The sequence below is a fragment of the Desulfitibacter alkalitolerans DSM 16504 genome, assembly GCF_000620305.1.
GTDB classification, from domain to species: Bacteria; Bacillota; DSM-16504; order Desulfitibacterales; family Desulfitibacteraceae; genus Desulfitibacter; species Desulfitibacter alkalitolerans.
This window is the reverse complement of record NZ_KK211104.1, coordinates 125,287-141,466: the sequence shown is the minus strand read 5'-3', so window position 1 is coordinate 141,466 and position 16,180 is coordinate 125,287. Positions and strand designations below refer to the sequence as shown.

The window sequence follows — 16,180 nt, the reverse complement described above, 5'->3', positions numbered from 1 at the left end:
ACAAAACACCCATTAATCACCCCATAAATGCCTATTGGCAGTTTCCCAGTATAAGTTTGGTGCTGCAAAAGTTATTGCTTTAGAATGGCTTCAAAGACACCTTGTTTTTTTATTGCATATCTTCAATAAGTGGCATTAGACTTGCAAGTAATAGATTGCATAAATAAACTAAATACAAAATTTATATATCATTATAAATTGAAAGGAGAGACTACATGTTGCAACATAAGATAATAGACATGGAAAAGGGACCATGGAAAGGAGAAAACTGGTGGGTTAGTCAGTTTAACTTTGAAAAGGAAGTACTGGATACCCTTGAGCTTCCATCAAAAGTTCTAATACATGACTCTACCCTAAGAGATGGAGAGCAGGCTGCCGGTGTTATATTTACCAAGGATCAGAAAGTAGAAATTGCTAAAATGCTGGATAATGCAGGAGTCCAAATTATTGAGGCTGGTTTTCCAGCAGTTTCACCAGCAGACCAGGAAGCCATAAGGGCTGTATGTAATGCCGATTTAAATGCCAAGATTACCTGTCTTTGCAGGGCCATGGAAAAGGACATTGACCTGGCTAAAAAATGCGGTGTTTCAGGAGCAATAATTGAAGTTCCAGTGAGCTATCCCAGATTAAAGTACCAGTTTGAATGGCGTGAAGAAGATGTTATAGAAAAAGCCCTCAGGGTTGTCTCATATGCTAAAGAAAGTGGATTAGAGGCCCACTTGTTCTTAATTGATTCCACACGGGCCCGCATGGAGTTTTTAGAGAGTTTGGTTACAAGGGCAGTTAAAGAAGCAGGTTCGGATAAAGTTACGGTAGTAGATACCAATGGCTGTATAAATCCGCCAGGCATTAAGTATTTGGTTAAAAAAATAAAGTCCTGGGTGAATGTGCCAATTGAAATGCATTGTCATAATGACTTTGGCTTAGGAGTAGCTAATTCATTGGCAGGAGTAGAAAATGGAGCAGAATCTATTTCCTGCACCCTTAATGCTTTGGGGCAAAGGGCTGGTAATTCTTCAACTGAAGAGGTAGCTTTTGCTTTAGAATGTCTTTATGGTGTTAAAACTGGTATAGACTTTTACAAGCTTTATGAAGTCAGCCAATTGGTAAAGCGATTAAGTGGATGGTCATTTCCTCCTAATAAGCCCATTACTGGAGATAATTTGTTTACCTGGGAAGCTGGGATACCAACAGCTGCCTTAATGAAAAACCCACATACTGTAGAACCATTTCAGCCTGAAATATTTGGCAGAAAGCATGAAATTAAGCTGGGTAAGAAGTCCGGAAAAGCAAACATTCACTGGAAGCTTCGAGAGCTGGGGTTAACATTGCCAGAGGAAAGGATTGAAAAGGTTCTGGAAGATATAAAACAAAAGGCAATCACTTTTGAAAGAGCCCTAACTGATGAAGAATTTATAAAAATCATTGAAGAAAATTCTAAATAACATAGGAGAGGTGTATTAAGTGAATACAAAAGATAGAGAAAGTATCTACCAAAAGCACAGAATATTTGATATGACTTGGGTTGAAATGAAGGAATGGTTGGAAAAAACTGATGTAGTTCTTGTTCCCCTTGGCAGTGTAGAACAGCATGGGCCTCATTTACCAATTGGGATTGATTCATATGCCGGATATTATGTATGCATGGAGGCTGCCGTTAAAGCCGATGTACCAGTAGCTCCCTTAATGCCTTATGGATACAGTCCCTTTCATATGCGTCCAAATGAGCCAGGAACCATTACTTTAAGAGATGAAACACTTTTTAATGTTTTATACGACATAGGAAGAAGCCTTGTATACCATGGATTTAAAAAGATAATATACAGCACTGGTCATACTTCAAATGCACCAACTATAGATAGGGTTTTAAGAGCCATAAGATATGAAACAGGTGCTCTTGCAATTGGTTATGCTGCTGATACAGAGGTTTTTTCCAAATTGTGTGATGATATTATTGAAGGAAAAGATCAGCTGCCAGGTTGGCATGCTGGTGAAATTGAGACCTCAGCAGGGTTATTAATATGCCCTGAGCTTGTAAGGCTAGAAAGGGCTAAAGCTGAATTCCCAACTACTCCAAGCTGGCTGCCTGAAGGCAGTGTGAAGGATTCTGGATCGGGCTTTGAGATTAAATATAAGAATTACCCTGTACGAATAGCCCTTGACCAGTTTGAATATGGCAAGTCAGGAGTAATGGGTAATCCTCTATTAGGGAGCAGAGAAAAGGGCGAAAAAATTTATGAACGCATGACGGATCTTTTTGCAGAGTTTATAAAAGGTCTAAAAGATGTCCCGGTAGAGATCAAAAAGAGAGATTTTCCGGAAAGATACTAGAATGTGAAAGGGTGTAAATTGATGAATAATGTTTTTTCTCCTGGAAAACGATTTTTAGCCAAAAGGCTTGAAGAGAGTGCAACTGATGAGAGACGTAAAATGATAGCTTTATCTAATGAAGTAAAAGATGTAATTAATTTGGGCAGGGGAGATCCGGATTTAAAAACGCCTTCCCATATAATTGCTGCAGCTAAAGAAGCACTGGATGCTGGACATACAGGATATACACCATGGGCAGGGCTGCTTGAATTAAGGCAGGCAGTTGCAGAAAAATTAAAAAATGATAACAACATCATTGTGGACCCTGATAAAGAAGTAATAATAACAGTTGGTGCACAGGAAGCTATTCTTTTAGCAATACTATCTGTAATTAATCCAGGTGAAGAAATTATTGTCCCTGAACCTAGATATACTCCCTACGATAGTGCAATTAAACTGGCTGGGGGAGTAATGGTTCCTGTTCAAACTAAACAGGAAAACAATTTTGAAGTGAAGGCTGAGGATATTGCAAAAGTAGTAACAGAAAAAACAAAAGCAATATTATTAATATCACCAAACAATCCAACAGGATCAGTTATTAGCAAAGAAAACCTTGAGGAAATTGCAGAGCTGGCAGAGAGAGAGGACTTAATAGTTATCTCTGATGAGCTGTATGAAAAACTCATTTTTGACAACACTCCTCTTTACAGTATAGCATCCCTTCCCCGCATGTTTGAAAGAACTCTAACTGTGAATGGGTTTTCCAAATCATATTCAATGACTGGCTGGAGAGTTGGTTATATTGCAGGTCCCAGGGATTTAATTTCAGCAATGTTAAATTTGAAATATACCATGACTATTTGTACACCTGCAGTTTCACAAATGGCAGCCCTGGCAGCATTAAAGGGCCCTCAAGAATGTATTAAAGAAATACAAGAGGTCTATGATGAGAGGCGTGCAGTAACCATGCGCAGGCTAGATAAACTAGGCATAAAATATGTAGTTCCAAAGGGAACCTTCTATATTTTTCCAGATATTAGAAAGTTTGGAATGACCAGTTATGAATTTGCTTCATGCATTCTTAAGAATACTGGAGTTTTCACCTTCCCTGGTACTGTATTTGGCCCGTCTGGAGAAGGATTTATTAGGATCTCCATACTAGTTCCAGTGGAAAAGATAGAAGAAGCATTTGATAGGATGGAGGATTTCCTAACTGAACAAAACCTTCTAAATATAAGTTAGAACCAATTTAAAAAAATGGGGGGCGCAAGCTTATTTTCCCCCATTAACATCCCCAATGTTTGGGTACTAAAGGGTACCTGAAATGTGAATATCCTTATGTATCAATGGTTTTTGCTGCTGTCATTTTAAAGTGTATATTGGCATAATACTTGCAACACCTATATGGCAAGAGCTTATAAATGCAATAACTATATTTAATCCATTTGCTGTTTATATGCATTAATGTATACAACAATGTATAATCTAGCAATCAGCATGAAGTTATCATTATATCAAGGGGGGGGTGCGATTTCTCAGCGGCATATGGTTGGTGGTAGTTAAATATTTCCGAATTACAAAAATATGAGGAGGTTATGATTTTGAGAAAAAAATCAATATGGTTAATTTGTCTAATAGTAATTATGGCTTTTCTAGTGAGTGCCTGTGGAGGCGGACAAAAGCAACAGACTGATAATAGTGGAGGTCAAGAAGTTCAGTTTCCAACCAAGCCTGTAACCTTAATAGTGCCTTATGGTGCTGGTGGAGGTACAGATGTTACAGCAAGATTATTAGCCGAACCTTTAGGAAAATACTTGGGGCAGCCTGTAGTTGTAATTAATGTTACCGGTGGCGGAGGCTGGAATGGTTGGGGTCAGCTTGCCCAATCTGATAAGGATGGCTACACAATTGGTTATGTTAATATTCCTAACGTATTTGCAGGATATTTAGATCCTGCAATGAATAGGTCAGAAACCATTGATAGCTTTACAATGATTATGAACCACGTGACAGATCCAGGTCTATATGCAGTTCGTCCAGATAGTCCATTTAAAACAATGCAGGATTTAATTGATTACGCCAAAGAAAACCCTGGCAAAGTAAGTATTACAGCCCATGGCAGTGGTGGGGATGAGTATCTGGGTATCAAGCAGCTGGAGCAGTTTGCTGGTACAGAATTTACCATGATTCATAATGATAGTACTGCTGAAAGTATTGCACAAGTGCTTGGAGGGCATGTGGATGTTTTAGGAGCAAACGTGAGTGAAGTTACCAGCCTGGTAGAAAATGGTGAAATAGTAGTTCTAGGTTTAGCTTATGATGAAAGATCAAAGTTTTTGCCTGATGTTCCCACATTAAAGGAACAGGGAATAGACGCGGTACACTTTGCGGCTAGAGGTTTAGCTGTTCCAGCTGGAACTCCAGATGAAATCGTTGAGATACTAGCAAATGCACTGGAGCAGGCGGTAAATGATTCAGAGCATATTCAAAAATGTGATGAGCTTGGATTATCCTTGATAAGCATGAAAGGACAGGAATATACTGATTTTATCAAATTCTGGGAAGCTAAAGTTAAAGATTTAATGGGTTGGTAAATATTGCTTAAATCTAAAACAAGGTTGGAAGCAAATTATTATTGCTTCCAACCTCCAATATTGGAGGATTGAACATGAGAAGATTAAAGGCAGATATTATTCTACTGTGTATCCTTTGCCTTGTATCAATCTTTTTATATTATAAAAGTTTGAACTTTCCCAAGGGCGCTGACACTTTCCCACAAGTTTTAATAATTATTGTCCTAATACTATCAGTTTATCAGATTGCAGCTTCCTTCATAAAAAAAGAAGCTTTTCAACCACAAAGGGAAAAACAGGAAAAAAGTCTGCAAATTAGCTGGAACCAGAAATACAGTTCCTATATTATTTTTATATTTTCGGTGGCATATGCAGTTTTAATTACAAGGTTGGGATTTTTTATATCTACAGCTATTTTTATATCTACAGCTATGTGGTTTTTAGGTGCCAGGAAATTAACAGCTTATGTATTTTCAACATTGGGAATTTCACTATTTATTTACTTCTTGTTTGTTATGCAGCTAAAGGTGCCGCTTCCCAAGGGAATATTATTCTAGGTGGTGAGATAATTGGAACCAACAGTACAGTCAGTATTAATTGAAGTTTTTACCTGGGAAAGTTTAATTGCAATCTTAATAGGTGTTTTTGCTGGTATTATTATTGGTTCACTTCCAGGTTTAACTGCAAACATGGGGGTAGCCTTACTAATCCCAGTTACATTTGGTATGGATCCATCTGCAGCATTATTGATGCTTGTTTCAGTTTACACCTCTGCCATTTATGGGGGTTCATTAATTGCAATCCTGCTGCATACTCCAGGAACTTCTGCCTCAGCAGCCACAGCCATTGATGGTTATGAACTTACCAAGCAGGGCAAAGCAGGTCTCGCTATAAGGGTAGCTACCGTATCTTCGGTAATAGGTGGAGTTGTGAGCGGAATCTTTTTACTTACCTTAACACCTCCCTTATCATTAATTTCATTAAAATTTGGCCCTCCAGAATATTTCCTGGTTGCAGTATTTGGTCTTACTATCATTGGAAGCATTTCTGCAGGTTCAGTGGCCAAGGGGCTTATATCAGGCGCTTTGGGATTGCTAATCGGAACAATAGGCCTGGATGTAAGTTCTGGATTTCCAAGGTTTACTTTTGGTTTTTTACAATTAAATTCAGGGATAGCCTTTGTACCAGCAATGATAGGCTTATTTTCTTTATCTCAGGTTATGATGCTGGCAGCAAAGGCCCACAAACAAAAGGAAATTATCTCCAACCCAATCTCTGACTGGAAATATATCCCTAGCTGGAATGAGATTAAGAAGGTTAAGACAACTATAATGAGGTCATCAATTATAGGAGTACTGGTTGGAATTCTTCCAGGAGCAGGTGGAGATATTGCTTCTTGGGTTAGCTATAATGAAGCTAAAAGATTTTCCAAAAATAAGAAGGAATTTGGCAATGGTTCAATTGAAGGGGTAAGTGCTTCCGAGGCAGCTAATAATGCTGTAACAGGAGGCTCATTAATTCCGCTTCTTACCCTGGGCATACCAGGAAGTGCAACTGCAGCAGTTTTATTAGGGGGATTAATGATCCAGGGTCTTGTTCCTGGAAGGCAGCTGTTTACTCATTATGGACAAATAACCTATACAGTTATTGTAGGCTTTATTTTTGCCAATCTACTAATGGGTGTTGTGGGGATGCTCTTGGCCAAGCATTTGTCAAAGGTTACAATGGTCCCCAATAGAGTCCTTGCACCATTAGTAGTAGTATTCTGTGTTGTAGGTTCATTTGCATTAGGTAATAATTTTTTTGATGTATGGGTTATGATAGCCTTTGGTTTAATTGGTTTTGGAATGAGACTCACAGGATTTCATCCGGCCCCAGTAGTATTAGGACTTATTTTAGGGCCAATGACAGAAAAGGGCTTTAGGCAGAGCATGCTTTTATCTGATGGAAACCTATTAAGTTATATGATAGGTCGGCCTATTTGTGTGGTTTTACTTGTATTAATAGTAATAGCAATAGCTTCACCATTTATTATTGAAAAGAAAACAGGTAAAAAGTTGGGTGCTCATTAATTTTTTTAAGGAGGAATCTATGGACAACAAGAAATTCAGTGAGATCATTAGTGACTTTATTGTATCAGCTAAATATGAGGACATTCCACCTGATGTCATTAAAAAAGCAAAATTTTGTTTAATTGATATGCTAGGTGTAATTATTGCTGCCTGGAGTGAACCCAGCAGTAAGATTTTATATGAAATATTTAGCAAAACCAGAGGGGTTGAGGAAAGCTCTGTCATAGTTTTAGGAGATAAAATGCCCGCCTTTAATGCTGCTTTAATTAATGGTGCCATGGCCCATTCTCTGGAGCTTGAAGACCACCATAATCATAAAAGGTCACTTAATCATCCTGGTGTAACAAGTATTCCAGCAGCTTTAGCATTAGGTGAGAGGGAGAGAGTATCTGGCAAGGATTTTTTACTTTCAATCATTTTAGGGTATGAAATTGGAAGCAAAATTAGCAGGGCTATCAAAATTGGACATTTAAACCTGGAAAAGGGATTTCATGAGTCATCTGTATGTGGGCCCTTTTCAGCAGCTGCAGTTGCTGGAAAACTGCTTGGTCTAAGTACAGATCAGCTGGCAAACGCCTTTGGGATATGCGGTTCACTGGCTTCTGGATCAATGGAGTTTAAGACTAATGAAGCATGGACGAAGAGGCTGCAGGTGGGAAATGCCAATAGAAATGGGATTTTGGCTGCTGAACTTGCAGAAAAAGGATTTACCGGCCCTCTTAGTGTTTTTGAAGGGAAGCATGGGTTTTTCAATTCCTACTGCGGAAAGGGCAGCTATAATCTTGATAGTTGGCTGGAAGACCTAGGACGTGACTGGGATATAAAATATATACAATTCAAGCCATATGGATGTGCTGGTGTGCTTCATTCAGCAGTAACAGCTGCCAAGAGGCTGCGGGATGACAATAATATTCTTTTAGACAATGTTGAGAAAATCATAGTATATACAAGCAGGAAAATATTTGAAGAATATGCCACTCCAGTTGAACAAAAGATTAGACCCAATAATATGGTAGGAGCCCAGTTTAGTCTGCAGTACTGTGTTGCGGCAATGCTAGTAAAGGGCCAACTGCTGCTAGAGGAGTTCTGGGATGACCATTTAGCTGACCCAGTGATTTTAAGTCTATCGTCAAAAATTGAAGTAAAAGTTGATGAGGCTATTGATAGGAACTGGCCCATTGATGACGTTACCATTATTGAATGCCATGGAGCAGATGGCAGTGTAATTAAAACCAGGGTGGATCGAGCCAAGGGAGACCTGGATGACCCTGTTACAGAAGAGGAATTGATAGATAAGTTTATAAAGCTGGCTTCTGTATTTTATTCTGAAAAGCAGTATATGGATATCTTAAAAACCTGTGAAGATATAGAAGGGGTCTCTGATGTAAATGAATTAATAAAGCTGGTAGTATAAAATAACCTTTTTGAGGTGATGTAATTGCCTAAAAGAAAGTCTTTTCATAGTGAAAGAATTTATAATGAGATAAAGAGTCAAATTATTTCAGGGGTTTTGAAACCAAGGGAAAAAATTTTTGAACAGGATCTAGCGGAACAGCTTGAGGTCAGCAGAACCCCCATAAGAGAATCTATTAATAGATTATTGGCTGAAGGACTTTTAATCAAGGATTTTGCCGGCACCGTGGTTAAAGATATTAATCTATCACACATGATGGAAGTATACGAATTAAGAGCCGTTCTGGAGGGGTATATAGCCGGAGAAGTAGTGGAGAAGCTGACAAAAGAAGACTTTGATAAACTTGAAATTACCCTGGCCAAACAAAGAAGGTCTCTGGAACTTAAGCAATATGTTGAAGCCGCCAAGGCTGGTACAGAATTTCACTGGATTCTTATCCAGAAATCAGCCAATGTTCTTTATCAAAAAACACTGGCTACATTATTCGATGAATGTGAGCGCTTCAGAAATGTTACATTCTTTTTTGAGGCCTGCCGCAGAAATATCATTGTCAATCACCAGGACTTAATAGATGTATTAAAGGAAGGCAATAAAAAGAAGGTTGAGGAAAAGTTTAGAGAGCATCTTCTGGAACTGCGCAGGGAAATTGAACAGATGAATTTAGATGCCATACAGGCTGTAAATCAATTAAAAATGTATGGTGGTCTTTAACACCGGTTTAGCAGATTTTTAGTGAAAAGGAGGCAATTCAAGTGTTTAGAAACTTTGTAGATTTAAGTAGGACTCTGGTTCCAGGCATAGGTGAACCTGCAGGACATCCTCCGACAGAGATTAAAGAGTTTCAAACCCATCAATCACACAAAAGATCAAATTCTTGTCTTTTTTATAGTATACATTGCGGTACACATGTTGATACACCATACCATTTCTATGAAAATGGGAAAAAGGTTGAAGAACTAGATTTAAATAGATTTATTGGTCAAGGTGTATTAGTAAATCTAGAAAACAAAATTAAGGAAGCCACTCCCATTAATCTAACACAAATACTATCTGAATCCAGTCTTTCCACAATGACAGATGACGATTTATTGGAGACAGTAGTCTTAATCTACACAGGCTGGGGAAGCAATTATGGATATGCAAATTATTATCAAAATAATCCTTACCTATCAAATGAAGCTGCCCAGTGGTTAGCCAGCAAAAATATCAAGGCAGTAGGCTTGGATTTCCCGCCGGACAAAAAACAGGGTGCTGATGTACATCTGATTCTTTTAGGTGGGGAGGTTCTTATTATTGAGAATCTGACAAACATGGATTTACTTAAGGGTAAGGATTTTAATGTTATGTTTTTCCCAATTAAACTGCACGAGCAGGGTGGGGGACCCTCAAGGGTGGTTGCGGAGGTATTTGAAAAAAGATGAAAATTCGAATTGGTGGTGTGCAGCTAGGGCCGAGCAATGAGTCCATGATATTGAATGCTCAAAAGGTAATGGAATACATCCAGGCTGCAGAAAAACTTAGCATAGATATATTCTGCCTTCCAGAGTTATGTGTCACAACCTATTTCCCTAAAAACTATTATGAAAACGTGGAAAGATTTATATTGGCTGATAACGATAATTTATTTCAGCATATTTTAAGCGTTACATCCAGCATAAATACTGCAGTATTGTTTCCCTATGCAGAGCATACAGTGGATGGGGTTTTCAATACTGCAGTAATAATGGAGAAAGGCAGGTCCCTTGGCAAATACCGTAAAATACACTTGCCAATATTACAAGGGGGCAGCAAATACAATAACATGGAAGCAAAATATTTCAATGTGGGAAACCTTGGTTTTCCTGTATTTAATATCAAAGGAATTAGTATAGGGATACAAATATGCTTTGACAGACATTTTCCAGAGGGCTTTAGAATACTGGGTCTTAAGGGGGCAGATGTTATATTTGTTCCAACAAATTCAGCCTTATTTGATACTGATCCCAATAGATTATTAATTTGGGAAAGATTAATGCAAATCAGGGCATATGAAAATTCCACTTATATTGTTGCTGTTAATAAAACTGGCAATGAAGATGGATGGAAATTTATGGGTAATAGTCTCATTGTAGATAAGGAAGGTAACATATTACAAAAAATGAGCAAAAATGAGGAAGAAATTTTCTTTCAGGATATAAACATAGAGGATAATACGCCCAAGTGCAAGTTTTTTGATAAGAGGCGCCCAGATATGTATAAAGAGCTCTTAGAGACTTAATTGTATTTTTGTGAGGTGGTCATATGTATAGTACTGATGTCCTTGTAGTGGGAGCGGGAATGGGTGGTATGCTTGCCGCTAAAACAGCTGCTGAAGCTGGTCAAAAGGTCATATTAGTTGATAAGGCTAGAGCTGGGACAAGTGGACCCACGGCATTTGCAGCAGGAGACTTTTTATGTTGGGTCCCAGAAGAGGATTCATTGCAAGAGTGGGTAAATTATTACCTTGAAATAGGAGAAGGCATTAATATTAAAAACTGGGTTATAAAACTTTTTGAAACTAATTACGAAATTATTAAAGACCTGGATCATCAAGGCTATTATATAGAAAAAAATTCAGATGGCTCCTATATGCGAAGGGGCGGCAGGGGCAAAATTACCAAGTGTGTTTTAATCCCCACATACAGACTCATGCAGGAAATGAGAAAAGATTTAATAAAAATGGGTATTAAAATACTAGATAGGGTTCAGATTACAAAGGTTGTTAAGGATGAAGCTGATGCAGTTTGTGGTGTAATGGGCTTTAATATAAGAAATGGAGAAAGCATACTCATTAATGCAAAATCAACAGTCCTTGCTGCAGGTGGCTGCAGTTACAGGGGTCCGTTTTTTGGTCAGGATGTTGTCTCTGGAGAAGGCTTGATAATGGCCTTTGAAGCGGGAGCAGATCTGGCATATATGGAGTATGGAAACCACTTCAATGTATCATTAAAGGCTTATGATACCTATGGACAGTCCAAGTTTATGGCCCATGGCGGCAAATATATAAATAAACTGGGGGAATCCTTTCTAGATAAATCTGGAGATGGCAGCAGGGCAAGCGGACATATTGCAGTGCGAAAAATGGTAGAGGAAGTTGAAAAGGGAAGTGGTCCCGTTTATTTAGACCTCCGGGACTTTACCGAAAAGGATTTGGTTAAGAGGCTAATGCCTAATTTAGATCTACTATTACAAAACAGTACAATTGATTTTTATGGTGCCCCCAATGAAGCTATTCCAGGTCTTACCGGGACATCCAACGCCTCCTCTGCAGGTGTCTTGATAGATGACATGGGCAGAACCTCTGTAAAAGGCTTATATGCTGCAGGTGACAATGCAAGCAAGGGACTTGTAACAGGAGCATGTGTTGGCTTATCTGGAGTGAGTTTGGCCTGGGCCAATGTTACCGGACATCTTGCGGGCAAGAGTGCTGCAGCTTATGCTAGGAGCAAAGAAGAAAGTACAAGTATTATTATGAAAAACATTGAAATTAATGAATTTCATGAATTTAAGGGCAGTAAAGGCAGTATCAATCCTCGGGAGGTAATCTGGAAGCTTTCTGAGATTATGGGCAATGGCTATGTCAGTATAGTAAAATCACAGGAGCGATTAGATGGGGCATTAGACAGGTGCCGGGGATTAGAGCGAATACTGTATAATGATGCTCTAGTTAATGATTATCACGATCTTATGTTATGGCATGAGGCAAAAAATGCATTAAATACTGCACGATTAACATTAAATGCTTCCATCTACCGAAGGGAAACCCGGGGCGGTCACTATAGAGAGGATTATCCCCAGAGAGATATGCTATTGGACAATAACATTTTGGTGGTAAATAAACATACAGGTGAGTCAGCTTTTAATTACCTAAGTGTTCAAAGGGGAGTGGCGTTTACATGGTCATAAAAGGTATTGATTATAAAAAGTGTACTGCATGTCTTAAGTGCTACAAATTATGTCCCATGGATGTTCTTTCCTATGAAGAAAAAACAGTTAAAATCAAATACGCTGAAGATTGTCAGTCATGCTATTTGTGTGTTTATGAATGCCAGTCTGATGCATTAAAGGTCGAACCCAATAGGCCAATAGACATATATGACGTGTATAACAGAAAGCTTGTGTAGCAAATGCAGATATTACCTAAGTTTGCCGAGGGGTGATTTAAATAATGCAAAATGTTTTTCATAAAATTCTAAAAAATAATAAAGCAGAATTTACTAATGATGAAGTTATACTATATCCTGATCAAATTTTAACTCAGGATGCCACAGGAACAGTTGTCTATCTACAATTAGAGGCCATGGGCATTAAAAAGGTTAAGCCCTTTTCAATAATGTATATTGATCATAATACACTGCAGGTTGGAAATGAAAACCAGGATGATCATAAGTATCTGCAGAGTTTATCACAAAAGATAGGGGCACATATATCTAAAGCCGGCAATGGGATTTGCCACTCGGTGCACCTGGAAACCTTTTCAAAGCCTGGGCAAGTAGTGGTTGGTTCTGACAGTCATACACCAACTGCAGGCGGGGCAGGAATGCTTGGCATTGGCGCAGGTGGTTTAGACGTGGCTGTAGCAATGGCTGGTGAAGCATTTTATTTGCCTAGGCCCAGGGTTGTTGGAATAAGGCTGGAAGGCGAGCTTGGCCCATGGGTTTCTGCAAAGGATGTTATTTTGTACATACTTCAGCAGCTTACAGTCAAGGGTGGCTATGGAAAGGTAATTGAATATTTTGGCCCGGGGATAAAAAAACTTTCTGTATATGACAGGGCTACAATATGCAACCTGGGAGCAGAGATGGGGGCAACCAGCTCTGTTTTTCCTAGTGATGAAATTACTCTAGAATTTTTAAAAAGTGTGGGAAGAGAATATGATTGGAGAGAACTAGTGGCTGATAGTGATGCCCATTATGATGAGCTATATGACATTAATCTCTCAAATATTGAACCCCTTATAGCTTTACCTCATAGTCCGGATAATGTGGTAAAGGTTTCTGAAGTTAAGGGAATTCCCCTAGCCCAAATAGCTATAGGCAGTTGTACAAACTCTTCCATGAGAGATATGGCTGTAGTGGCAGAAGTTTTAAAAGACAGAAGGGTTGCTCAAAGCACAGACCTTGTTATAACACCAGGAACCAGGCGGGTTTTAACTATGATGATTGAAACAGGTGCTTTAAAAAATATAGTTGATGCAGGGGCCAGGATATTAGAGGTTGCATGTGGTCCCTGCAATGGAGTAGGCCAATCCCCGGCTTCAGGCTCTAATTCACTGCGGACATATAACCGTAACTATAAGGGAAGGTCTGGAACTGCAGATGCAAATGTCTATTTAGCCAGTCCTGAGACTGCCGCCGCTTCTGCACTTACTGGTTGTATAACAGACCCGCGCGGTCTAGGTAAGTATCCACAAATTAGCTTACCTGAATTTTATCCTGTAAATATAAATATGATTATTAAACCCGTTAAAACTTCTGAAGTTGTTGAAGTTATTAAGGGGCCCAATATAAAACCTGTGCCCATAGGTAAACCTGTTCCAGATTGTATTGAAGGTACGGTGGAACTAAAGGCTGGTGATAATGTAAGTACTGATGATATTTTGCCAGGAGGGGCCAAGATGCTGGCCCTAAGATCAAATGTTCCAGGCTGCGTTCCCCATGTGTTTTCCAGAATAGATCCGGAATTTAAAAACAAGGTGCAAAATCTGTCCTCAAGCTGGTTTGTTATTGGTGGAGAAAACTATGGGCAGGGCTCAAGCAGAGAGCATGCAGTCATGGTGCCAATGTCAATAGGTATGCGAGTTGTAATAGCTAAATCCTTTGCCAGGATATATAGACAAAACCTAACAAATTATGGAGTAGTTCCTTTAATATTTACCAAAAGTGCAGACTACGATTTAATAGAGCTTTGTGATGAACTGATTATTGAAAGATTTCATGAGCAGATTAAAAACAATCATATTGAAGTTTATAATAAGACGAAGGATTTTTCTTTTACAACTAGCTGCAGCCTAACCAACAGGGAACTGGTAATTCTGTTCCATGGCGGCTTGATGAATTATACTAAAACAAAGCTAGAAGCTAAATAACCTCACCTCCTCTCTTTATATATTCTGAAGCAGGTGGCTTTTGTCACCTGTTTCAGAACTATAATCCAGGCCACAACTTCATTACTTCTTTATTAGTTTTAATACAATACTGCCTTGCAGATTTGATGACATAATTGAAAAAGTCAGAGACAGCAAGGCTTTTTTGTGTATGTTTTAAGCTGGCATATTATTTGCTTTAATAGTCTTTTAAATGCTATTTTAACTATTACCATGATTTTTAATTTCATGATACACTCTGAAAATTTGTACTTGCACTTTCTATTTCCCTGGCTGAATTGAAGGAATGTATTTGTATGAAGCTTAACGAGATTTATAATGCTAAAATAAAGCTGGGGCATTATTAAAAATAATAAAACGTTAAGGTGATTTTTTAAAAATTAATAAATTTAAAATAAATGTTAGAGCTTTATATACTTACCCAGCTAAAAAATACTGCTGAACACTTCTGGGAAGGCTTAACGGGTAGGGTATTCGCCATATAAAAAGACATGTGCAAAAAAGCTGCAGCCAGGGCATTCAATGGAATAGAACTTGCAAAGAAGATGAATGATGAATTAAATTTAGGAAATATCAAGACAAGTATCTTAAAACGCAAATCACTTGAATATTAAGGTAAAGGGAGGGAGCATTAAATTATTATCAGTTTTTTCTAAAAATTCAAATGAGGAGGGAAGGTTAATGAAAAAAGTTTTATTAATTCTTTTAGTTCTGACATTGAGCTTAGCCTTGGTAGTAGGTTGTGGGGGGAACAGTTCAAAACCGTCGGATACTAGCGGTCAAACACAAGATAAACCACAAGAAAAACCCAAAATCATAGTTGGGTCGAAAAACTTTACTGAACAGCTGCTGGTTGGCTACATGATAGGGGCGTTAATGGAAGATGCAGGCTATCCTGTAGATTATAAGCTGCGTCTTGGTGGTACAGGTTTAGTACATGAATCTCTTGTTAATGGAGACATAAATGTTTATGTTGAATATACCGGCACTGGATTGATTGCTATTCTGCAGCAGGAGGTTATGACAGACCCAGATGCAGTTTATGCAAAGGTCAAAGAGATGTATCAGTCAGAATTTGGATTGGTCTGGCTTGAACCCTGGGGATTTAACAACACCTATACAATAACCATGCGTCAGGATGAGGCACAGGAGCTAGGTGTGACAAAAATTTCAGACCTTAAGGGTATAGCAGAAAATCTAGTGATAGGAGCAACTCAAGAATTTATACCACGCAGCGATGGCCTTGCAGGCTTACAGGAAAAGTATGGTTTTAAATTCAAAAATGCCCTTGGAATGGATTCAGGTTTAATGTATCAGGCACTACAGGAAAAGAAGGTAAATGCTATTTCAGGCTTTGCAACTGATGGCCGAATCCCATCCTTTGGCTTTATTAACCTGGAGGATGATCTTAATTATTTTCCACCTTATTATGCTGCTCCTGTAGTAAGGGCTGACCTCCTGGAAAAGGATCCAGAAGTAGCTAACGTCCTTAACAAGCTGGCAGGTAAATTAGATGACACTACTATGGCAAATTTAAACTATGAAGTGGATGGAAACAAGAAAGATCCAGAGGATGTGGCAAAACAGTTCCTTAAAGAAAAGGGTCTTATTAACTAATGTGAATGATTAACTGATGTAAACGAAATAAAGGATGGAATAGCTAGCCAGGGTTAGTTATTCCATCCCC

General features: G+C 38.6%; 14 protein-coding genes. All 14 read left to right on the top strand.

Annotated features, from left to right (window positions below; translation table 11 throughout):
* Positions 1–215: 215 nt before the first annotated feature.
* The 14 genes from K364_RS0118725 to K364_RS0118655 all read left to right on the top strand — a co-directional run bounded on the left by K364_RS0118725 (position 216) and on the right by K364_RS0118655 (position 16,110).
* Positions 216–1,445, top strand: coding sequence for a homocitrate synthase/isopropylmalate synthase family protein (locus K364_RS0118725; RefSeq protein ID WP_051534221.1), 1,230 nt, complete (start codon positions 216–218; stop codon positions 1,443–1,445).
* A gap of 19 nt (positions 1,446–1,464) precedes the next feature.
* Positions 1,465–2,331: a creatininase family protein gene (locus K364_RS0118720; RefSeq protein ID WP_028309295.1), complete on the top strand. Its 867-nt coding sequence runs from the start codon at positions 1,465–1,467 to the stop codon at positions 2,329–2,331.
* 21 nt (positions 2,332–2,352) lie between these two features.
* Positions 2,353–3,552 carry a pyridoxal phosphate-dependent aminotransferase gene (locus tag K364_RS0118715; protein WP_028309294.1) on the top strand — a complete coding sequence of 400 codons (1,200 nt, stop codon included), beginning with the start codon at positions 2,353–2,355 and terminating at the stop codon, positions 3,550–3,552.
* A 359-nt stretch (positions 3,553–3,911) separates the two neighbouring features.
* On the top strand, positions 3,912–4,904 hold the full coding sequence (locus K364_RS24770) for a tripartite tricarboxylate transporter substrate binding protein (protein WP_051534220.1): 993 nt from the start codon (positions 3,912–3,914) through the stop codon (positions 4,902–4,904).
* 74 nt (positions 4,905–4,978) lie between these two features.
* Positions 4,979–5,440: a tripartite tricarboxylate transporter TctB family protein gene (locus K364_RS25845; RefSeq protein WP_051534219.1), complete on the top strand. Its 462-nt coding sequence runs from the start codon at positions 4,979–4,981 to the stop codon at positions 5,438–5,440.
* 12 nt (positions 5,441–5,452) lie between these two features.
* On the top strand, positions 5,453–6,955 hold the full coding sequence (locus K364_RS0118700; RefSeq protein WP_207640886.1) for a tripartite tricarboxylate transporter permease: 1,503 nt from the start codon (positions 5,453–5,455) through the stop codon (positions 6,953–6,955).
* Between the two features lie 19 nt (positions 6,956–6,974).
* On the top strand, positions 6,975–8,369 hold the full coding sequence (locus tag K364_RS0118695; protein ID WP_028309292.1) for an MmgE/PrpD family protein: 1,395 nt from the start codon (positions 6,975–6,977) through the stop codon (positions 8,367–8,369).
* Between the two features lie 24 nt (positions 8,370–8,393).
* On the top strand, positions 8,394–9,080 hold the full coding sequence (locus K364_RS0118690; protein WP_028309291.1) for a GntR family transcriptional regulator: 687 nt from the start codon (positions 8,394–8,396) through the stop codon (positions 9,078–9,080).
* A 41-nt stretch (positions 9,081–9,121) separates the two neighbouring features.
* Positions 9,122–9,790 (top strand): cyclase family protein, encoded by a 669-nt coding sequence (locus tag K364_RS0118685; RefSeq protein ID WP_028309290.1) that lies wholly within the window; start codon positions 9,122–9,124, stop codon positions 9,788–9,790.
* Positions 9,787–10,626: a carbon-nitrogen hydrolase family protein gene (locus K364_RS0118680; protein ID WP_028309289.1), complete on the top strand. Its 840-nt coding sequence runs from the start codon at positions 9,787–9,789 to the stop codon at positions 10,624–10,626. The genes K364_RS0118685 and K364_RS0118680 overlap by 4 nt, the downstream gene beginning before the upstream one ends.
* Positions 10,627–10,649: 23 nt before the next feature.
* Entirely contained in the window at positions 10,650–12,293 is a 1,644-nt protein-coding gene (locus K364_RS0118675) for an FAD-dependent oxidoreductase (RefSeq protein ID WP_028309288.1), read from the top strand.
* Entirely contained in the window at positions 12,284–12,511 is a 228-nt protein-coding gene (locus tag K364_RS0118670; protein ID WP_028309287.1) for an ATP-binding protein, read from the top strand. Before K364_RS0118675 ends, K364_RS0118670 begins: the two co-directional genes overlap by 10 nt.
* Positions 12,512–12,555: 44 nt before the next feature.
* The gene (locus K364_RS0118665; RefSeq protein ID WP_035270240.1) at positions 12,556–14,475 is read left to right on the top strand and encodes an aconitate hydratase; all 1,920 of its coding nucleotides are present in this window, start codon (positions 12,556–12,558) and stop codon (positions 14,473–14,475) included.
* Positions 14,476–15,174: 699 nt separating this feature from the next.
* Complete coding sequence (locus tag K364_RS0118655; protein WP_028309285.1) at positions 15,175–16,110, top strand: ABC transporter substrate-binding protein; 936 nt, start codon at positions 15,175–15,177, stop codon at positions 16,108–16,110.
* Positions 16,111–16,180 lie beyond the last annotated feature (70 nt).